General features: G+C 66.9%; 18 protein-coding genes. 6 read left to right on the forward strand and 12 right to left on the reverse strand.

Annotation, left to right across the window (positions count from 1 at the left end):
- Positions 1-87 precede the first annotated feature (87 nt).
- Positions 88-936 carry a helix-turn-helix domain-containing protein gene (locus NN4_RS23860; RefSeq protein WP_281289399.1) on the forward strand — a complete coding sequence of 283 codons (849 nt, stop codon included), beginning with the start codon at positions 88-90 and terminating at the stop codon, positions 934-936.
- Between the two features lie 33 nt (positions 937-969).
- Here NN4_RS23860 and NN4_RS23865 read toward each other — a convergent pair whose 3' ends face one another.
- Positions 970-1,395 (reverse strand): MarR family winged helix-turn-helix transcriptional regulator, encoded by a 426-nt coding sequence (locus NN4_RS23865; protein ID WP_135234286.1) that lies wholly within the window; start codon positions 1,393-1,395, stop codon positions 970-972.
- A gap of 85 nt (positions 1,396-1,480) precedes the next feature.
- On the opposite strand from NN4_RS23865, the gene NN4_RS23870 reads away from it, so the two are divergent.
- The gene (locus NN4_RS23870) at positions 1,481-2,944 is read left to right on the forward strand and encodes an MFS transporter (RefSeq protein ID WP_222595151.1); all 1,464 of its coding nucleotides are present in this window, start codon (positions 1,481-1,483) and stop codon (positions 2,942-2,944) included.
- A 66-nt stretch (positions 2,945-3,010) separates the two neighbouring features.
- Here NN4_RS23870 and NN4_RS23875 read toward each other — a convergent pair whose 3' ends face one another.
- Together NN4_RS23875 and rfbA are read right to left on the reverse strand one after the other, a co-directional pair.
- Positions 3,011-3,559, reverse strand: a complete 549-nt coding sequence (locus NN4_RS23875; RefSeq protein ID WP_135234287.1) for a dTDP-4-dehydrorhamnose 3,5-epimerase family protein — start codon at positions 3,557-3,559, stop codon at positions 3,011-3,013.
- A gap of 2 nt (positions 3,560-3,561) precedes the next feature.
- Entirely contained in the window at positions 3,562-4,434 is an 873-nt protein-coding gene (gene rfbA / locus NN4_RS23880) for a glucose-1-phosphate thymidylyltransferase RfbA (protein WP_147135482.1), read from the reverse strand.
- 236 nt (positions 4,435-4,670) lie between these two features.
- Here rfbA and NN4_RS23885 point away from each other — a divergent pair, with 236 nt between their 5' ends.
- Positions 4,671-5,663 carry an alpha/beta hydrolase gene (locus tag NN4_RS23885; RefSeq protein WP_147135485.1) on the forward strand — a complete coding sequence of 331 codons (993 nt, stop codon included), beginning with the start codon at positions 4,671-4,673 and terminating at the stop codon, positions 5,661-5,663.
- Positions 5,664-5,795: 132 nt separating this feature from the next.
- Here the strand turns inward: NN4_RS23885 and NN4_RS23890 are convergent, their stop codons facing one another.
- The gene (locus tag NN4_RS23890) at positions 5,796-6,515 is read right to left on the reverse strand and encodes a DUF8020 domain-containing protein (RefSeq protein ID WP_147135487.1); all 720 of its coding nucleotides are present in this window, start codon (positions 6,513-6,515) and stop codon (positions 5,796-5,798) included.
- Between the two features lie 319 nt (positions 6,516-6,834).
- Here NN4_RS23890 and rfbB point away from each other — a divergent pair, with 319 nt between their 5' ends.
- On the forward strand, positions 6,835-7,848 hold the full coding sequence (gene rfbB, locus NN4_RS23895; protein WP_147135490.1) for a dTDP-glucose 4,6-dehydratase: 1,014 nt from the start codon (positions 6,835-6,837) through the stop codon (positions 7,846-7,848).
- A 73-nt stretch (positions 7,849-7,921) separates the two neighbouring features.
- Here rfbB and NN4_RS23900 read toward each other — a convergent pair whose 3' ends face one another.
- Both NN4_RS23900 and NN4_RS23905 read right to left on the reverse strand, forming a co-directional pair.
- Positions 7,922-9,496, reverse strand: a complete 1,575-nt coding sequence (locus tag NN4_RS23900) for a DUF2142 domain-containing protein (protein WP_147135493.1) — start codon at positions 9,494-9,496, stop codon at positions 7,922-7,924.
- Positions 9,493-10,485, reverse strand: coding sequence for a glycosyltransferase (locus NN4_RS23905; RefSeq protein WP_135234294.1), 993 nt, complete (start codon positions 10,483-10,485; stop codon positions 9,493-9,495). The genes NN4_RS23900 and NN4_RS23905 overlap by 4 nt, the downstream gene beginning before the upstream one ends.
- Positions 10,486-10,632: 147 nt before the next feature.
- On the opposite strand from NN4_RS23905, the gene NN4_RS23910 reads away from it, so the two are divergent.
- The gene (locus NN4_RS23910) at positions 10,633-11,181 is read left to right on the forward strand and encodes a GtrA family protein (RefSeq protein WP_246181043.1); all 549 of its coding nucleotides are present in this window, start codon (positions 10,633-10,635) and stop codon (positions 11,179-11,181) included.
- 122 nt (positions 11,182-11,303) lie between these two features.
- On the forward strand, positions 11,304-13,217 hold the full coding sequence (locus tag NN4_RS23915; RefSeq protein ID WP_147135497.1) for a glycosyltransferase: 1,914 nt from the start codon (positions 11,304-11,306) through the stop codon (positions 13,215-13,217).
- 52 nt (positions 13,218-13,269) lie between these two features.
- Here the strand turns inward: NN4_RS23915 and NN4_RS23920 are convergent, their stop codons facing one another.
- The 6 genes from NN4_RS23920 to NN4_RS23945 all read right to left on the reverse strand — a co-directional run bounded on the left by NN4_RS23920 (position 13,270) and on the right by NN4_RS23945 (position 19,244).
- A complete protein-coding gene (locus NN4_RS23920; RefSeq protein WP_147135499.1) occupies positions 13,270-14,142 on the reverse strand; it encodes an SDR family oxidoreductase in 873 nt (290 codons plus the stop codon).
- A 218-nt stretch (positions 14,143-14,360) separates the two neighbouring features.
- On the reverse strand, positions 14,361-15,407 hold the full coding sequence (rsgA, locus tag NN4_RS23925) for a ribosome small subunit-dependent GTPase A (RefSeq protein ID WP_147135502.1): 1,047 nt from the start codon (positions 15,405-15,407) through the stop codon (positions 14,361-14,363).
- 252 nt (positions 15,408-15,659) lie between these two features.
- Positions 15,660-16,667 (reverse strand): galactofuranosyltransferase GlfT1, encoded by a 1,008-nt coding sequence (gene glfT1 / locus NN4_RS23930; protein ID WP_246181044.1) that lies wholly within the window; start codon positions 16,665-16,667, stop codon positions 15,660-15,662.
- Positions 16,664-17,503 (reverse strand): galactan export ABC transporter ATP-binding subunit Wzt/RfbE, encoded by an 840-nt coding sequence (wzt, locus tag NN4_RS23935; protein ID WP_135234298.1) that lies wholly within the window; start codon positions 17,501-17,503, stop codon positions 16,664-16,666. The genes glfT1 and wzt overlap by 4 nt, the downstream gene beginning before the upstream one ends.
- Before the next feature lie 9 nt (positions 17,504-17,512).
- Positions 17,513-18,355 carry a galactan export ABC transporter permease subunit Wzm/RfbD gene (gene wzm, locus NN4_RS23940; protein WP_246181052.1) on the reverse strand — a complete coding sequence of 281 codons (843 nt, stop codon included), beginning with the start codon at positions 18,353-18,355 and terminating at the stop codon, positions 17,513-17,515.
- 283 nt (positions 18,356-18,638) lie between these two features.
- Positions 18,639-19,244, reverse strand: coding sequence for a bacterial proteasome activator family protein (locus NN4_RS23945; RefSeq protein WP_147135505.1), 606 nt, complete (start codon positions 19,242-19,244; stop codon positions 18,639-18,641).
- Between the last annotated feature and the right edge of the window lie 74 nt (positions 19,245-19,318).

Consider the following 19,318-nt stretch of genomic DNA (forward strand, 5'->3'; position numbering starts at 1 on the left):
CTCGTGAGGGGTTCGGCAGTGCGACCGGCGCACGGCAACGAGGGGGGAACAACTATGGCTTTACCGCAGGGGACCACTGGATCGACGATGCCCCGGCGTCAGCTGGGGCGTCACTTGCGTGATCTGCGCAATCGCGCCCGGATGACCACCAGGACGGCGGCTCAGCAGCTGGAATGGTCGGAGGCCAAGATCTGGCGGATCGAGACGGGCCAAACCTCCTTGCGCAGCCTCGATGTCGAGGCGATGTGCAAGGTCTACGGCGCGCCGTCCGATCTGATCGGTCCGCTCACCGCCTTGGCGCGGGAGACCAAGGCGCGGGGGTGGTGGACCGCCTACGGTGACGTCATCGCCGAGGGTTTCGAGGTGTACATCGGTCTCGAGGAGGCGGCGTCCCGGCTGTCGACCTACGAGAACGAACTGGTGCCCGGCCTGTTGCAGACCGAGGCGTACACGCGGGCGATGCTGGCCGCCGCGCGCCCCGATATGTCCGCGAGCGAGATCGATCGCCGGGTGCAGCTGCGGATGGCCAGGCAGGCCTTGGTCACCCGGGCCGACGCGCCGTTGCAGCTCGACGCGGTGATCAGCGAAAGCGTGCTGTGGCGCCGCATCGGCGGGGCCGAGGTGGCCGCCGGGCAGCTGGCGCACCTGCGGCAGATGTGCGACCTGCCCAACGTCGGCATCCGGGTGGTGCCACCGGATTCCGGCTACCACGAGGGCATGGACTCGGGCCGATTCGTCATGCTCGAATTCCCCGAGTTGCGCGTCGGCGAGCAGCCCGAGCCGCCGGTGGTCTACGTCGAGGCGTTCACCGGACCGGTCTACCTGGACAAGGACAACGACATCGACCGGTACCGAAGGGCTTTCGCGAGCCTGGGTGCGGTGGCGGTGGACGCGCGCGAAGGCATCGAAGCGGCGCGCGATAGCTGCACCGTCTGAAGTTCGTTGTGCCTCAGCAGTTTCGGCTGGGTATCAGCACTTTCGACCGGGCGAGGGCCACGTGTCGCTCAGCACCGCACGGTGGGTGGGCAGCGCCTGCTGGTAGACCTCGCGGCCCTTCTCGGTGAGGCAGACGAACACGGCGCGCCGGTCCTCGGGGCACATGGTGCGCGAGACCAGGCCGTCGCGTTCCAGCCGGGCCACCGCGCGCGAGAGCGCGCTCTGGCTCAGGTAGATGTCGTTGGCCAGGTCGCTCATTCGATAGTCGCCACAGTTGGCGTCGACCAGCCGGTCCAGCGTCTCGAACTCGCTGAGTCCGATCCGATGCTGTCCCTGTAGCGCTTTTTCCAGTGCGCAACTCACCGTCGCATGCCGGTCGAGCAGCTCTCGCCACTCGCCAACCAGCCCGGTCGGCGCGACGGTGCGCCGGGCTGTCTCGATTGCCGACGGGTTCGACATGGCCCCATCCTAGTGGCCGCCGGAGGTCTATGCAACTGCATTAAATGTGTTGGCATTTAATGCGTGCGCATGTAACGTACCCCGCATGACTTCACCGGCAACCCCGGCGGCCGCCTCCGCGACCGACGCGAATGTATGGACTACCCGGCTTTGGGGCATGCTGATCACGCTGTGCATCGTGCTGTTCCTCGATGGCCTCGACGTCTCGATGATCGGCGTGGCGCTGCCGTCCATCGGCAATGAATTGGATCTCTCGACCTCCACCCTGCAGTGGCTGGTCAGCGGCTACATCCTCGGCTACGGCGGCCTGCTGCTGCTCGGCGGACGCACCGCCGACCTGTTCGGGCGCCGCAAGGTCTTCCTGATCGCACTGGCCGTCTTCGCCGTCGCCTCGCTGGCCGGTGGCCTGGTCAGCTCCGGGCCGCTGCTCATCCTCACCCGATTCATCAAGGGCCTGGCCGCCGCGTTCACCGCGCCGACCGGCCTGTCGATCATCACCACCAACTTCGCCGAGGGCCCGGCCCGTAACAAGGCGCTGTCCATCTACACCGTGTTCGGCGCGGGCGGTTACTCCTCCGGCCTGCTGTTCGGTGGCCTGATGACCGGGGTCGGCTGGCGCTGGACCTTCCTGCTGCCGGTCCCGATCGCGCTGGCCGCGCTGGCCGCCGCGTGGGTGCTGGTCCCGAAGGACAAGCCCGCCGAAGAAGGCGGCCACGACCTGTTCGGCGCGCTGCTGTCCACCTCCGCGATGCTGCTGCTGGTCTACACCGTCGTCACGGCGCCGGAGGCGGGCTGGGCGTCCGCACGCACCCTCGGCTCGTTCGCCGCGGTGCTGGTCTTGTTCGTCGGCTTCGTCGCGGTGGAGAAGCGGGTCAAGCACCCGCTGGTCCGGCTCGGCATCCTGCGCAAGGTCTCGCTGGTCCGCGCCAGCCTGGCGATCGTCGCGGTGGCCGGTTCCTACTTCAGCTGGCAGTTCATCGTGACCCTGTACATGCAGGACACCCTGGGCTGGTCGCCGCTGAAGCTGTCGATGGCGCTGCTGCCGGTCGGTCTGATGGTCGCGTTGTCCGCGGTGTTCTCCGACAAGCTGGTCGACCGGTTCGGCACCGGCCCGATCATCGGCGTCACCATGGCCGTGATGGCCGTCGGCTACCTGATGTTCCTGCGACTGGACACCGCGCCGTCGTACTGGACGATGCTGCTGCCCGCGATCATGCTGATCGGCATCGGCTGGGTCGGCTTCCCCGCCATCAACATTCAGGCGACCAACGGGATCGACGACGACGAACAGGGTCTCGCGGCGGGCGTGCTGCAGACCTCGATGCAGGTCGGCGCGGCCATCGTGCTCGCCGTGACCACCGCGATCATCGCGTCGGGCAGCCACGGTGACACCTCGCCCACCGCGATGCTGGATACCTACCGCCCCGGCCTGATCTTCGCCGCGGCCGTCTCCATCGCCGGTGCGCTGGTTGCCCTTTCGGCCTTCTTCGTCAAGCGCACCAAGCAGGCCGAGCGTGCTCCCGAACCGGAGCTCGAGCTCGTCGGCTGAACTCCGACAGCCGATACGGAGCAGGCCGGTGCCACCGCGAGGTGGTGCCGGCCTGTTTCGTGCTACTCAGGAAAAGGGCGGTGCGGCAGTGTCTTTGGCCGAGCGGATGAAGGTCAGCGGGCTACCGTCGCGGCCGACCGTCGGCCAGTCGATGCCGAGCTGCGGGTCGAAAGCGTCGATGTCCCTGTCGAACTCGGGCGTGTACTCCAGCGAGCACAGATAGGTGACGGTGGAGTTGTCCTCCAGCGAGAGGATCGCGTGGCCGAGGCCCTCGGACAGGAACATCGAGCGCCGGTCGACATCGTCGAGCAGCACGCTGTCCCAGCGCCCGTAGGTGGGTGAACCCGGGCGCAGGTCGACGACCACGTCGAGAAACGCACCGCGCACACAGGTTACGTACTTCGCCTGCCCCGGCGGATCCTCGGTGTAGTGGATGCCGCGCAGCACCCCGGCGGCCGAGACCGAGCAGTTCACCTGCCGCAGATCGAACGGCCGGCCCGTCACCTTCTCGAACTCCGAGGCCTTGAAGCCCTCGAGAAACATGCCGCGGCCGTCGCCGAGCTGGCGCGGGGTGATCACCCAGGCGCCGGGGACGTCGAGCTCCCGGAACTCCATGCTCACCAGTCCCGGCCGCGTTCGAGGATGTCGAGCAGGTAGCTGCCGTAACCGGAGCGGGTCAGCGGTTCGGCCAGCTTGCACAGCTGTTCGTCGTCGATGTAGCCCATCCGCCAGGCCACCTCCTCCGGCACGCCGATCTTGAGGCCCTGCCGCTCCTCGATGGTGCGCACGTAGTTGGCGGCGTCGAGCAGCGAATCGAAGGTGCCGGTGTCGAGCCAGGCCGTACCGCGCGCGAGCACGTCGACCCGGAGCCGATCCTGTTCCAGGTAGGCCCGATTGATGTCGGTGATCTCGTATTCGCCACGCGCGGACGGCTTCAGCGTGCGCGCGATCTCGACCACGTCGTTGTCGTAGAAGTACAGCCCCGGGATGGCGTAGTTCGAGCGCGGGGTCTTCGGCTTCTCCTCGATGGACACCGCGCGCCCCTCGGTGAACTCGACCACGCCGTACGCCGTCGGGTCCGATACCCAGTAGGCGAACACCGCGCCGCCGTCGATCCCGGCGAAGCGGTTCAGGCTGGTGCCGAGCCCCGGGCCGTGAAAGATGTTGTCGCCGAGCACCAGCGCCGCGTTGTCGGTGCCGATGTGGTCGGCGCCGAGCACGAAGGCGCGGGCCAGGCCGTCCGGCTCGGGTTGCACCACGTAGCTGATCGAGAGGCCGAACTGCGCGCCGTCGCCGAGCAGCCTGCCGAACGCGTCGGCGTCCTCGGGCGTGGTGATGACGAGGATGTCGCGGATGCCCGCGAGCATCAGCGTGGACAGCGGGTAGTAGACCATGGGCTTGTCGTAGACCGGGACAAGCTGCTTGCTGACCCCGCGTGTGATCGGATGCAACCGGGAACCGGTGCCACCCGCCAAGATAATGCCCCGCATGACCAGGAGTCTGCCAGTTCGGCCTGCGCCAAGCGTCGGCGAGGTTCCGAGTGTTCGTCGAATTGATTACGGAATCGGCGTTCACGGTTTCCGGAGCGGTCGGTTCAGCGATTCTGTTGCTTAGGTCACACAAGCATGGTGTTCTGAAACAACACTGTGTGAGATGTCAGCGCCGACAGCTCGCCTGGGACCGCTCGGTCGTGGCTCGGCGCGCCAGTTGGTGAGGTAGGTGCGCGATGGCAGCGACCAGGGTCGGCGAGTCAGCCACTGTCATGAATCCGGAAAATCTGAGTGCCCCCGCGCGTCTGGTCCTGGCGGCCTGCCTCGGCGTGGTCCGTCCCGCGTTGCGCGCCGCACCGATCACCCGCGCGACCATCCCGATCGGTGCGCTGGCGATCGACACCCTCGCCAGGTTGCGGCCGGAGCCCCAGGGGATCGATCGGGAGCAGGTGTCGCTCAACGGTTTCCGGATGGAGATCGTGCGGCCCGCGGGCGCGGCCAGGGCACTGCGCCACGGTGCCCTGCTGTACATGCACGGCGGCGGATTCGCAGTTTGCGGGTTGCGTACCCACCGGCCGGTCGCGGCGAGCCTGGCGCGGCGCACGGGCCTGCCCGTGGTGAACGTCGACTATCGGCAGTTGCCGAGCAAGCGCATCACCAACTCGGTCGACGACTGTCTCACCGCCTACCGCTGGCTGCTGCGCCACGGCGCGGACGCCCGCCGGATCGTCTTCGCCGGTGACTCGGCGGGCGGCTACCTGGCCTTCGCCACCGCACTGCGCGCGATCGAGGAGGGCCTGCCCGCCCCCGCCGGACTGGTCGGGCTGAGTCCGCTGCTGGACCTGGATTACGCGGCGAAGCGAACCCACATGAATGTGCGGAAAGATCCGTACATCCCGCTGCTCGCCCTGGAAGCCGTCGTCCGCATCGGTGCGGAGACCGACGGAAAACTCGATCCGCTGCTGTCCCCGGTCAACGGGCTGCTGGCGGGCCTGCCGCCGGTGCTGCTGATCGCCGCCGAAGACGAGGTGCTCCGGTACGACTGCGAGTTGATGGCGCAGCGGCTCACCACGGCAGGCGTACCGAACGCGGTAGAGCTCTGGCGCGGCCAAGTGCACGCGTTCATGAGCATCGCGCCGAGTCTGCCGGAGAGCAGGGCGGCCCTGGCCAGGGTGTCGCGCTTCGTCCGGGCTCGGATCGAGGAAGGCCAACAGGCGCGGACGGCGTAAGCCGGCCGGCCTGTCCAGGCGAGCCCCGTTCCGCTGTGGCCGGGACGGGGCTCGCGCATGCCGGGACCACGAAAAACCCCGCCCGGCAATGGCCGAGCGGGGTTCTGCTTCGTATTCGGTTGTGCGCGTTGCCTACTTGGCCGGGGCGGCCGGGGGAACGAAGGGGGCGTTGATGGTGGTGAAGTACTGAATCGCCGCACCGATCGCGACCGGGGCGGTCACGAGGATCTGGCCCGCGATGACGCCGAGGGCGCCCATGGCGGCCGCGCCGCCGAGGCAGCCTGCGATGATGCCGCCGACGAAGGGACCGAACAGGCCGACGATGGTGCCGCCGACGATGACGCCGCCCAGCGCGCCACCGAGGACACAGCCGACGGCCGCGCCGCCGAGGCCACCGACGAGGGTGCCGATGGTGGCGCCCATCGAGATGGTGCTGGTCATCCGGCTCCAGGCCGCCTGCTCACGGTCGTACTCGTTCTTCCACGGCGCCTTGTCCTCGAACGGAAGCGCGACCGGCTTGTAGACGGCCTTGTTCATGTCGAGCTGCGGGGTGATGGTCGCGGTGCGGTCGGAGATGTCGGCCGCGAGCGGGAACTCGAAGTCGTCGAGGCGGAACTTCAGCGGCGTGCCCGCGACGGTGGTGCCGTTGGCGGCCTTGATCTTCAGCGCGTCGTCCTCGACGACCAGCGAGCCGGAGTCGATGGAGATGATCGATTGGGTGTCTGTTGCCTGGGACGTGAAATTGATCGGCGCCTCCGTCTCGGCGGCCGGTGCCGCGTTGACGGTGCCCGCAGTCACGCCGAGCGCGGCGATCAGCAGCGCCGAAGACACGGCGAATTTCCTCATCAGCATGTGGTGCAACCTCAATGTGAAGCGTTCGGAGGGGACTAGACGATCGAAATCTAGACCAGCCAACGAGTGGTGAACGGGTTGTGACCTTTTATTCAAATTTTGTTCACCAAAGAGACTTGTCGCATGGTGGGGTCTCGGAAATGCACACTCTAAGTGCGGTTTTGGGCTGTAAACAGGACTGGATGTCCGACTTCTACTGAAGAGTAAGAGACGAAGGTCACAGAGCGCAACTCTGGCGGCATGGGCTAGTTCGATCGATAGAGCGCGCCTATCTCGAATCGATCACGCTGTGCCGAACCGGTGGAAGTAAGGTCATGGGGTGCGCTTGCTTGTCACCGGCGGAGCCGGATTCATCGGAGCCAACTTCGTCAAGCAGACCGTTGCCGACCGCCCCGATACCACCGTAACGGTGCTCGACGCACTGACCTACGCGGGAAATCGTGCCTCGCTGGACCCGGTGGCCGACCGGATCGATTTCGTGCACGGCGATATCGCCGACCTCGATCTGGTCGACGAACTGGTCAGCGGTGTCGACGCGGTGGTGCATTTCGCCGCCGAATCGCACAACGACAACTCGCTGGCCGAGCCGTGGCCGTTCGTGCAGACCAATATCATCGGCACCTATTCACTGCTGCAGGCCGTGCGCCGCTACGACGTGCGCTACCACCACGTCTCCACCGACGAGGTCTACGGCGATCTCACCCCCGACGAGCCCGCGTTCACCGAACGCACTCCGTACAACCCGTCCAGCCCGTACTCGGCCACCAAGGCCTCGAGCGATCTGCTGGTGCGCGCCTGGACCCGCTCGTTCGGTGTCCGCGCCACCCTGTCGAACTGCAGCAACAACTACGGTCCCTATCAACATGTGGAGAAGTTCATCCCGCGCCAGATCACCAATTTGATCGATGGCGTCCGGCCGCGGCTCTACGGCGCCGGCCATCAGGTGCGCGACTGGATCCACGTGGACGACCACAACCGCGCCGTGTGGGACATCCTGGAGCGCGGCCGGATCGGGCAGACCTATCTGATCGGCGCCGACGGCGAACTGGACAACAAGTCCGTGGTGCGGATGATCCTGCAGGCCTTCGACCGCGATCCGGACGACTTCGACCACGTCACCGACCGCCCGGGCCACGACCAGCGCTACGCCATCGACGCGACGCTGCTGCGCACCGAACTCGGCTGGTCCCCGCGCTACGCCGACTTCCGCGCGGGCCTCGCGGCGACCGTCCAGTGGTACCGCGACAACGAATCCTGGTGGCGTCCCTACAAAGCCATCACCGAGCGCGCCTACGTCGCGGCGGGCGAACAGACCCTCACCCCAACCGACTAGCCGCACACCTGTCGATTTCCCACACCGAGATTCGCATGCGATTCCAGGTGCGGGAAATCAATAACGGTGCGGCTCAGCCCCAGACGATGTCGTAGTACTTCCAGACCGCGCCGATGAGGGCGATCACGGTGGCGACGATGATGGTGACGGCGGGGCCGACGGTCGGCGTGCGGCCCGCGATGTTGGTGAGCCGCAACGGCATCCAGCGCAGCAGCACCGCGAAGGCGACGATCGCCAGCGGCACGAAGTAGCGGCCCTGCACACCGTCGATGATGTAGTAGCCGACCGGCGTGAACGACATGTACAGCGTCACGTAGATCATCGCCACGCTGGCCGCCACGGTCAGCGCGACGAGCAGGGTGCGCCGGAAGGTGGCCGCGCTCAGTCGATCCGCGACACCGATGCTCACCGCGAAGGCGAACAGGCAGGCCAGCATCGTCAGCGCGGGGACATCGATGTAGGCGAAACCGAGCTCGCCGAAGAACTGGCTGAACCACCGTTGGTCGCGCAGTGCGATGCTCTCGCCGAACACGGAGATGAAATGCCCTGGGTCGGTGAGAATTCCGCGCAGCTGCTCGCCCGGCTGCACCGAGCGCCACTGGTGCTCGGGTCGCATCAGGCCCATGCCGTCGCCGGTGGGTGCCGCGATCTTCATCCACGCGGCGAAGACCAGACCGCCCGCTGCCGCGAAGGCCCACGGAATCCAGCGCCGCCAGCCGGTGAAACCGAGCCGGTCCGCGGGCACCAGCACCACCAGCATCGCGAGCAGCACATAGGTCGGCTTGCTCACCGGCAGCAGGATCGTCGCGGCAAGCAGCGCACCGGTTTCCACCCGACCGAGCTGGTCGCCGAGGAACAGCGCCTTTACCAGCAGCGCCGACACCATGATGGCCAGCGCGTTGGTCATGGTGTCCGCCGTGACGGTGCCCGCCTGGAACACCGCGATCGGCAGCACCGCGACGGTGAACGCCAGCCACTGCACTCGATGCCTGCGCAGCGCGTACAGCCCGAAGCCGACCACCGTCAGGTAGGCGAGCAGACCGGCGAGCCTGGTCAGTGCGATCATTCCGCCGACGTCGAGCCCGAACAGCTCGGCCAGTCGAATACCCACGGCCGCAGGGATATACGGCACCGGCGAGTAGGCGGCGGTGTTGGTGAACCAGACCGGTTCGGTGGCGTCGGAGACCGCGGCCCCGCCGAGCCGGTCGTAGGCACCCGGGTCCTCGACCATCGAGCCCGGCTCTTCGGGGTTGGTCGTGTAGTCGCGCAGCGCGTAACCCATTACGGCGGTGATGCTTTTCGGCACATCGCCGCCGTAGGCGACGCCGCGGGTGTCGTGAATCTGCTGTGGCAACAGCCCGCCGTGCGCGACCTGGTAGGCGCGGCCGAACTGGGTGATCTCGTCGTGGCCCCAGAAGGGCGGCGTGAGAACGGTGAACAGCCCGCCGAAGATCGCGACGAGCACGGTGAACGCGACCGTTGCCCCGCCGAGACGCGTCACGATCCGGGCGCCGAAGTCACGGGCCGATCCGGACTTGGCAGGAGCCTCGACCGAGGTGGTCTTCGTCGACCCGTTGGTCGATTCAGCAGCCGATTCGTCCAGCGCCGGTGTCGAATTCGATTCGGTGTCCTCCGCCGCGGTGGTCACAGCCCTGCTCCGCCGGTGCGGGCGTCACCGCCGTTGCCGTTGGGCTGGTGCTCGTCCGCGCTCACCGCGGAGTAACGCAGGTACACCAGTCGCGCGGCCTCGTGCCGCGAGCGCCGGATGCCGTCCAGGATCAGACCCGCGGTCCACGCCAGGCTGCCGAGCAGCAGCAATGTGAACGCGAGGAACAGCGTCGGGAACCGGGGCACCTCACCGGTGTTGTAGAACTCGACCACGATCGGAACGCTCAGAATGATGGAGACCAGCCAGCTCAGCGTGCCGAACAGTCCGTAGAACGCGACCGGGCGTTCGTGCCTGGCCAGACCGATGATCAGCGCCAGGATCTTGAACCCGTCGTGATAGGTGCGCAGTTTGCTCTCACTGCCCGCGGGGCGGTCGCGGAAGCCGACCGGCACCGCGGTCCGCGGCACCCGCAGGTGCAGCGAGTGCACCGTCAGTTCGGTCTCGATCTCGAACTCGCGCGACACGGCGGGGAAGCTCTTCACGAACCGGCGGGAGAACACCCGGAAGCCGCTCAGCATGTCTTCGACGTTCTCGCCGAACACCTTGCCGACCACGCCGTTGAGCACCTTGTTACCGGTCTCGTGGCCCGTGCGGTACGCCGAACCGCTCTCGTCCTGCCTGCGGACGCCGAGCACGTGGTCGTACGGACCGTCGAGCAGGGTCTTGATCATCAGCGGCGCGGCCGACGCCTCGTAGGTGTCGTCGCCGTCGATCATCAGGTAGACGTCGGCCTCGATGTCGGCGAAGGCGCGGCGCACCACATTGCCCTTGCCCTTGGTGTATTCGTGGCGCACGATCGCACCGGCCTCGCGGGCGCGTTCGGCCGTCTTGTCCGTACTCAGGTTGTCGTAGACATAGACGACGATTCCCGGCACGGCGGCCAGCAGGTCGGCCACGACCTTGGCGACGGACGCCTCCTCGTTGTGGCACGGCACCACGGCGGCAATTCGAAGCTCGGTGGAGTCCACCCGGGTCAATCCTCGCGATCGGTGGTGAATGTGGGAACACCGGGAGGGTACAGGGAACTCACTGCGGACGTGTGGCCGACCTCAGCGCGCCGACGGGGGAATTTTCGGTCGCGCCATGCCGCGCCGGGGCTGCGGTACCGTCGGGCCGTGCCAACCAGTGAATCGACCGCGCGGGCGGGCGAGACCGTGCCGCCTGCCCAGGGATCGATCGTCGGCAAGGTGCTCGCCGCGCTGCGGCAGGGCAGCGCGTTCCTGGTGGTCGGGGCGATCGGCTTCCTCGTCGACGCGGGCACCTACAACCTCCTGGTGTTCTGGGGCGGCGAGGGCATGCTTTATCACTACCCGCTGCCCGCCAAGATCATTGCGATCGCGGTGGCCACGGTGGTCACCTATTTCGGCAACAAGTGGTGGACCTTCGCGCACAAGAAGACCGACAACCCGGGCCGCGAATACCTTCTCTATGCCGTCTTCAATGTCGTCGCGATCGGCCTGCAACTGGGGTGCCTGGGTTTCTCCCGGTACGTGCTGGACCTGTCCTCGCCGCTCTCGGACAACATCTCCGGCACGCTCATCGGCCAGATGGTGGCGGTGATCTTCCGCTATTGGGCCTACGACAAATTCGTCTTCACGGGCGCGGGCAAGCGTGGTGACGAGGCAGGCACCGACGGAGCAGCGAACGTTCAGCAATCGAAATAGGACACGGCGGCACCACGGCTGAGCAGGCAGCTCGCTACGGTGGTTGATATCCTCACCCCCGCCGCGAACGGCATCCAGGGGCAGTCTGTCCCGTCCGGCACGATAACGATTTCGAGGACTTCATGGATCAGTCGGCTACCCAGGCCGTTACCGAAACGAACGATCGAGCGCCGGCCGTTGTCGCGCCTGCCTCGCTGCGCTCCGACCACCGGGCGCCGGATCGGCTGGTGTTGCAGCGCGGCATCTTCACCGGTCCCTCGGCGAAGGTGAGCGACGAGCTGTATGCCGTCGTCAAGGGTCGCGCGCATCGGGAACGCCAGGTGCTGCGGCTGGAAAAGGGCGCGGCCGCGCACACCAACACCTACTTCGGCCGATTCGCCGCGAGCTACTGGCAGCGCTGGACCACCGTCACCGAGGTGCGGGTGGCCATGGTGCTCGACGTGACCAAGAAGGCCAGGATCCGGCTGGTCGCCTCCGATATCGCGGGGCACCGCCGGATCATCGACACCGCGCAGGTCACCGAGAGCGGCCCGCTGACGCTCACCGCGCCGCTGGATCAGTACGTCGACGGCGGGGCGATCTGGCTCGAATTCGACGCCATCGGTGGCGACCTCGGCATCACCGAGGTCAGCTGGACCACGGCAGCGCCGGACCACATCCGGCCGGTCGCGATCGCCATCTGCACCTTCAACCGCGCCGAGGACTGCGCGCACACCGTCGCGGCGCTGGCCTCCGACGAGGTCGTGCTCGGCGCGATCGACGCGGTGTACGTGGTGGACCAGGGCACCGACCTGGTGCAGGACCGGCCGCTGTACCAAGAGGTCGTTCCGGTGTTCGGCGACAAGCTGCGCTACCTGCGCCAGCCGAATCTCGGTGGGGCGGGCGGCTTCACCCGCGGGCTCTACGAGGTGTCCGCGGCGAACGAGCACGCCGACGTCATCCTGATGGACGACGACATCCTGTGCGAACCGGAAACGGTGTTGCGGCTCAACGCCTTCGCCAACATGACGGTGGAGCCGACCCTGGTCGGCGCGCAGATGTTGTTCCTGCTCAACCCCGATTACCTCAATGTCGGCGCCGAAGAGGTGCATCTGCAGCAGCTGCGGCACGGCCAGAAGGTGCCGAAGGCGTTGCGCAACACCAGCATGCTCAAGCGCAACCAGGAGCGTCGCGTCGACGCCGGGTACAACGCGTGGTGGACCTGCCTGATCCCGGCCGAGGTGGTCGCCAAGATCGGGCTGCCCGTCCCCATCTTCTTCCAGTGGGACGACGTCGAATACGGCATCCGCGCCCGCGAGAACGGTTTCGTCACGGTCACCCTGCCGAACGCCGCGGTGTGGCACGCGGACTTCTACTGGAAGGACTACGACGACTGGGCGCGCTACTTCAGCACGCGCAACTCGTTGATCGTCGGCTCGCTGCACACCGATCTCGACGGAAAGGCGATCACCCGCAAGCTGTTCCGTGAGCTGGCCGAACAGCTGGTCGCGATGCAGTACGGCCTGGTGCATACCACCCTGCAGGGCATCGAGGACTTCCTGAAGGGCCCGAAGGTGTTGCAGGACGGCGGTATCGCCGCGCTGGCCGCCGCCCGCGGCAGCCGGGCCGACTACCCGGAGACGATCAAGCATCCGGCCTCGACGCCGCCGGTGCGCTCCGGTGACATCCAATTGCGCCGCGCCACCGGCGAACCCAGTCGCCCGATGCTCGTGCTGATCAAGCGCGCCGTCAACCAGTGGTTCGGCCGCACCCAGCACGGCGTCATCGGCGTCACCCGCGAAGACGCGTACTGGTGGCATGTCTCGCTGTTCGACCACGTGGTGGTCACCGACGCCTCGCAGTCCGGCGTTCGCGTCCGGCAGCGGGACAAAGCGCGGGCCCGTCAGCTGCTGCGCCGCACCATTCACGTGCTGCGCAGGCTCCGCAACGAACTGCCCGCCCTGCAACGGGAATACCGCGCCGCGGTGCCCGAGCTGACCAGCCGCGCCAACTGGGAGCGGCTGTACGGCATCGCGAATGCCAAGCAAGACAACTGATCTCGCACGGACATGAGCGGGGGACGGGCCTGGCCCGTCCCCCGCTTCCGTGCTACCTGCCCAGTGGCGAGTCGGACAAGAACAGGTCGGTGGTGAGCGGGCCGTCGCCGGGGATCACGCGGTATTTCTCCAGATCCGTGATGCCGTGCGCGGCAAGGACATCGTCGTCGATGAAGAAGTTGCCGGAGGTCGACTTGGCCGGCGAGGTGAGCACCAGGTAGGCGGCGTCGGCGTAGATGTCGGGGGTGCGTGAGGTGGCGATCATCTCCTCGCCGCCGAGCAGGTTCTTCACCGCGGCGGTGGCGATGGTGGTGCGCGGCCACAGCGAGTTCACGCCGATCCCGTCGCCCTTCAGCTCTTCGGCCAAACCCAGTGTGGTGAGCGACATTCCGTACTTGGCGATGGTGTAACCCAGTGCCATGCCCGCCCATCTCGGGTCGAGATTGAGCGGCGGGGACAGGGTGAGGATGTGCGGGTTGCGGTCGGCCGCGGCCGAGGCGCGCAGATGCGGGATGCTCAGCTTGGACAGCAGGAAGCTGCCCCGGGTGTTGATGTCCTGCATCAGGTCGTATTTCTTCATCGGCAGCGCGTCGGTGGGCGACAGATCGATGGCCGAGGCGTTGTTCACCACGATGTCGATGCCGCCGAACCGCTCGACCGTCTGTCGCACGGCCTCGGCTACCGAGTCGTCGATGCGCACATCGCCGACGAACGGCAGTACCTGAGCGCCGGCCGCCTCGAGTTCGGCCGCTGCGGTATGGATGGTGCCGGGGAGCTTCGGGTGCGGCAGATCGGTCTTGGCGATCAGGGTGATGTTCGCGCCGTCGGCCGCTGCCCGCTTGGCGATCTCCAGACCGATGCCGCGGCTGCCGCCCGACATGATCAGCGTTCTACCCGCGAGCGGCTTGGATCCCGGTTCCGTCATTGACCTGCTCCTGTCGTCAGCGCCGCAGGGGGAGACCCCGCAGCGTCCACCGTGTGCACACTAAGCGTAAACCCTCGTCATATGCAACCAGTTGCATAGCATGCTGAGCGGGTTCTTCATGATCAACAACGTTGGCTCGTGCCGTTGCCTGAGGCAACGCGGTGGCCGGGGCGGACGGCGCTGATCACCGACTGCTACCACCCGCCCGGCCGCCGGGTTCAGCGGCGGGAACCTCGTTCCTTGTAGCCCTGTCGCTGCTGTCTGATGACGCTGCGCCATTGGCGGTCGCGCTCGGCCTGCAGGCGTTTGTCGGTGCGCGCCGCCATCCAGGCGTTCTCCTTGGCGAGCTTGCGGTAGCTGTCGAAGCGCCGCTGCGGGAGTTCACCGTTGTCGATGGCGGCGAGCACGGCACAGCCGGGTTCGCCGTTGTGCGCGCAGTCGCCGAATCGGCATCGGGCGGCAAGGGATTCGATGTCGCTGAAGGTCTTCTCGAGGCCTTCGGCGGCGTCCCACAGCCCGATTCCGCGCAGTCCCGGTGTATCGATCAGCGTGCCGCCGTTCGGCAGCGGCCGCAGTTCCCGATGCACCGTCGTGTGCCTGCCCTTCTTGTCCGCGGCGCGAACGGCGTTGGTGGCGAACACTTCCTGCCCGAGCAGGGCATTGGCGAGAGTGGATTTCCCCGCGCCGGACGGTCCGATCAGCGCGACGGTGCCGTCGAGCACGGCGGCGAGCACATCCAGGCCGGCCCCGCTGTTCGCGCTCACCGCGGCCACCGCGGCGCCGGGTGCGACCGCCCGCACGTCGTCGAGCGGAATATCTTCTGCCGCATCGGCTTTGGTGAGCACCACGATGGGCTGGGCGTTGCTTTCCCAGGCCAGCGCGAGCATCCGCTCGATCCGCCCGAGGTCGACGTCACCGTCGGCCGCGGTGCAGATCAGCACCGTGTCGACATTGGTGGCGAGCACCTGCCCTTGCGAGCGTCCGGACGCCGACGATCGCATGATCGCCGACCGGCGTGGCAGCAGCTGCCGCACCACCGATTCGGCATCGATCGTCACCCAGTCGCCGGTGCAGAGCCCACTGACCTCGGCGTCGGCGCGCGGACACTTGGCCCTGGCCGGTCCGGTGGGGGTCGCGACATCACATTCGCTGCGATCCATCCGGACAACCCGGGCGGGCACACAGCCTTCCTCGATCAGCGAGGCGTATTCATCGGCTACGGCTTCGGTCCAGCCGTAAGGGACAAGGAGGTCGTTCTCGACCATGATGGAAGGAATCTTTCGTTGGGCACCGAGCCCAACGCGGACTCAGTGACTGAAGAATGAGGGGGCGTTTCGTGTGGCGGCGTGCGCAGGCACAGCTCGTCCGAACACGACAATCCGCAAGCTCCTAGCCACGGTCCACACCTCCTCGCCTCACTCGCAGTTGCCCAACATTGACATGGCTCGACACCCCACGCAACTCATTTATTGCCGGGTTCCGACTCCCTCGTGCGCGCAGCCTGGCTGTGCGCAGGTTCAGGGACGCTCGTCGGGTTTGCCGAACTGCTCGTGGCGGCCCAGCGAGCGCAGATGGAACCATTCGCGCAGGCCCGCCGGGTCGCGGCGGGTGACCAGGAAGAACCAGGAGAAGCGAATCCATTCCTGCGGCAGCAGCTTCCGCATACCGGGCTGCGACATCAGGTATCCCCGGTTCCGATAGGTGAAATAGCGCTTCACCGGGTCGTCGGGGTACTGGGTGTGCATCCGGCCGCCCAGGATCGGCTTGAACTCGGCGGCACCGTTGGGATGCAGGTACGCGGTCTGCAGACAGGTGCCGAAGGGCAGCCCGGAGCGGACCAGCCTGCGGTGCACCTCGACCTCGTCGCCGCGCACGAACAGGCGCAGATCGGGCACGCCGATCACGTCGACGGCCTTGGCGGAGATGAGCGCGCCGTTGAACAGCGAGGCGATGCCGGGCAGGAAGTCCTCGTCGCCGAGTTCGGAACGCAGCCGCCGCCACACCACGCCGCGGCGCAGCGGGAAGGCGAGCTGGTCGGGCTCGTTGATGTCGCAGACCACCGGCGATACCTCGACCAGGCCGTGCCGTTTCGCGCAATCCAGCAGGATGGCAAGGACTTCCGGGCCTTCGGGCCGACCGTCGTCGTCGGCCAGCCAGACCCAGTCCGCGCCGAGGCTCAGCGCGTGCAGCATGCCGAGCGCGAAACCGCCCGCGCCGCCGAGGTTGTGCGCCGAACCGAGGTAGGTGGTCTCGATCGGCTGGTCCCGGACCAGGTCCGCGACCTCGGGCTCGTTGGCATTGTCGACCACGATCAGGTGGTCGACCGGACGAGACTGGGAGGCAATGACTTTGAGCGACTCGGCGAGCAGCTCGCGACGCTTGTGCGTGACCACGATCGCCACGATCCGCGCCTCGGGGCCGGTGCCGACGGCAGCGCCGCTCGCGCTCACCGACGGTGTGGTGGCGTCGACCGGAGCAGATGCCCCTTCCTCGATCGGGGTGTCCTGCCCGGTCGGCTCACTCATGCCTGGTTCCGCTCCAGTTCTCGTTCGGTGTCCATGGTCTTTTCGGCTTCCAATTCGCGCAGCACGGTCGCGACGTGGTTTCCCGCGTCCGGACCCTCGTAGGCTCGCACCACTTCTTCGATACCGCCGCGCAGGCGGATCTGTCCGTGATCGATCCACAACGCGGAATCGCAGAGTTGCGCGAGAAATTCGTTGGAATGGCTGGCGAATACCAGGATGCCCGATCGGGCCACCAATTTCTGCAGACGCAGCCGGGCTTTCTTCATGAATTCGGCGTCCACCGCGCCGATGCCCTCGTCCAGCAGCAGGATCTCCGGGTCGATCGAGGTCACCACGCCCATGGCCAGGCGAACCCGCATACCGGTGGAGTAGGTGCGCAGCGGCATGGACAGGTACTCACCGAGCTCGGTGAAATCGGCGATCTCATCGATCTTGGCCAGCATCGACTTTCGCGTCTGCCCGAGGAAGAGCCCGCGGATGATGATGTTCTCGTAGCCGGAGATCTCCGGGTCCATGCCGACGCCGAGGTCGAACACCGGGGCCACCCGGCCGCGGATGCGCGCACTGCCGCGCGACGGTTCGTAGATGCCCGAAAGCAGCCGCAGCAGCGTGGATTTACCCGCGCCGTTGTGCCCGACCAGGCCGACCTTGTCGCCTTCCTTCAGCGAAAGGGTGATGTCGCGCAACGCTTCAACCACCACCACGTCGGATTGGTTGCGCCCGATCGCGCCGCCCGCCTTGCCGAGGAACGCCTTCTTCAGCGACCGCGATTTGGCGTCGAAGATCGGGAATTCGACCCAGGCCTGGCGGGTTTCGATACTCACATGGTCGGTCATCGATGCCTCCTAAACCCAGTACGGCACGCGCGAGCGGAACTGCTTCATCGCGTAGATCGCGACGAGCCAGCCGACCACGGTGATGGCGCCGACGATGCCCCAGTGATACAGATGCTGATCGTCGCCGAGCAATGGCGCGCGGATGATCTCCAGGTAGTGGAACGTCGGGACCAGCTCGGCCAGTTTCGCGCGTTCGCTGACCTGGCCGCCCTGCGCCTCGAGGCTCTTGGTATTCCACATCACCGGCGTCAGCACGAACAGCATCAGCGTGAGGCTGCCGAGGATCGGCGCGATATCGCGGTAGCGGGTGCTGAAGATGCCGAACACGATCGACACCCACATCGCGTTCAAAAACAGCAGCCCGAGCGCGGGAATGGCGAACAGCGCGGTCCAGTGCAGTTTCTCCCACACACCGAACGCGACGAGCACCACGAGATAGATCAGCATGTTGTGCGCGAAGAACAGCAGCTGCCGCCAGACCAGCCGGTAGACGTGCACGCTCAACGCCGACGGCAGCTGTTTGATCAGCCCCTCGTTGGCGATGAAGACATCGGAGCCCTCGAGGATGCTCGCATTGATCACATTCCAGACGATGATGCCCACCGCCACGTACGGCAGGTAGTCCTTGATCGGCTGATTCAGCAGCGCTGCGTACAGCAGGCCGATCGCGGCCGCCTGGACACCGGTCGCGATGGTGATCCAGAACGGCCCGAGCACCGAGCGCCGGTACCGCTGCTTGATGTCCTGCCAGCCGAGCGACAACCACAGTTCCCGCTGGCCGAAACCGACGCGGAAATCCTTGAACGCCCGCTGCAGGGTCTGCGAATCCGAGGCGATCGGCTCGGTGTCCACCGGCTCGGCCGTCTGCTCGGGCGCAGCCGAGGTCTCCGCGGGACTCACCGGATCCTCTTCCGCCGCGCCGTCATCGGAGCGCACCGTGCTGTCGCCGGAGGAATCCTCCTCCGGACGCACGGAGTCATCTGAACGCACTTGGCTGTCATCTGAACGCACTGAGCTCTCTTCAGGACGCCCCGGACTCTGTTCCGAGTCGGGGCGAGCGGCAGCGGCGGGCACGGTGCTCGACACTACCCTTGGACATTCCTACCGACCCGCGTGGCACACGCGGGTCAGCGCCTCACAGATACTGCCCGGAACCGCCGGTCACGTGATTGGCCGGGCCGCCGCGGGGGTCGCTCGCGTGGATGCCGGGCGGTAGCGCGCCCTGGCGCATTTGCTCGAGTTGCGCCCGTGCGGCCATCTGCTGCGCGAACAGTGCGGTCTGGATGCCGTGGAACAGGCCCTCCAGCCAGCCGACCAGCTGAGCCTGCGCGATCCGCAGTTCGCCGTCGGACGGAATGGCGTCGTCGGTGAACGGCAGCGTGAGCCGCTCGAGTTCGTCGCGCAGTTCCGGGGCAAGGCCCTGTTCCAGCTCGCGCACCGACGACTTGTGAATCTCCTTCAGCCTGCTGCGGCTGGCGTCGTCGAGCGGAGCCGCGCGCACCTCTTCCAGCAGCTGCTTGATCATGGTGCCGATGCGCATGACCTTCGCGGGCTGCTCGACCATGTCGGCGAGCGATTCGCCCGTATCGTCGCGGTCGTCCGACTTGTCCTTCTTGTCCTCGTCGGTCACCACCTGCGCGGTGAAGGGCGCGTCGTCCGCGGCCTCCGCTGGGATGACCAACGGGCGGCCGTCGGGTCCGACTACGACGATGTGGTCCGGGGCCTCATCCGATTGCGTCATGGTCCCTATCATGTCGCGTCGCTCCCGAACGCGCTAAGCCGGTGTTCACGCCGCCTGTGGATAACCGGCTGCGA

It is taken from the genome of Nocardia ninae NBRC 108245, assembly GCF_007990755.1.
GTDB lineage: Bacteria > Actinomycetota > Actinomycetes > Mycobacteriales > Mycobacteriaceae > Nocardia > Nocardia ninae.

Excerpts from the sequence above, each read along its gene's own strand:
- NN4_RS23885 (WP_147135485.1), top strand. The coding sequence starts at position 4,671 with ATGGCAGCGACCAGGGTCGGCGAGTCAGCCACTGTCATGAATCCGGAA.
- NN4_RS23915 (WP_147135497.1), top strand. The coding sequence starts at position 11,304 with ATGGATCAGTCGGCTACCCAGGCCGTTACCGAAACGAACGATCGAGCG.
- NN4_RS23860 (WP_281289399.1), top strand. The coding sequence starts at position 88 with ATGCCCCGGCGTCAGCTGGGGCGTCACTTGCGTGATCTGCGCAATCGC.
- NN4_RS23945 (WP_147135505.1), bottom strand. The coding sequence starts at position 19,244 with ATGACGCAATCGGATGAGGCCCCGGACCACATCGTCGTAGTCGGACCC.
- NN4_RS23865 (WP_135234286.1), bottom strand. The coding sequence starts at position 1,395 with ATGTCGAACCCGTCGGCAATCGAGACAGCCCGGCGCACCGTCGCGCCG.
- NN4_RS23920 (WP_147135499.1), bottom strand. The coding sequence starts at position 14,142 with ATGACGGAACCGGGATCCAAGCCGCTCGCGGGTAGAACGCTGATCATG.
- rsgA (WP_147135502.1), bottom strand. The coding sequence starts at position 15,407 with ATGGTCGAGAACGACCTCCTTGTCCCTTACGGCTGGACCGAAGCCGTA.
- NN4_RS23875 (WP_135234287.1), bottom strand. The coding sequence starts at position 3,559 with ATGGAGTTCCGGGAGCTCGACGTCCCCGGCGCCTGGGTGATCACCCCG.
- glfT1 (WP_246181044.1), bottom strand. The coding sequence starts at position 16,667 with ATGAGTGAGCCGACCGGGCAGGACACCCCGATCGAGGAAGGGGCATCT.
- rfbA (WP_147135482.1), bottom strand. The coding sequence starts at position 4,434 with ATGCGGGGCATTATCTTGGCGGGTGGCACCGGTTCCCGGTTGCATCCG.
- NN4_RS23870 (WP_222595151.1), top strand. The coding sequence starts at position 1,481 with ATGACTTCACCGGCAACCCCGGCGGCCGCCTCCGCGACCGACGCGAAT.
- NN4_RS23890 (WP_147135487.1), bottom strand. The coding sequence starts at position 6,515 with ATGCTGATGAGGAAATTCGCCGTGTCTTCGGCGCTGCTGATCGCCGCG.
- wzt (WP_135234298.1), bottom strand. The coding sequence starts at position 17,503 with ATGACCGACCATGTGAGTATCGAAACCCGCCAGGCCTGGGTCGAATTC.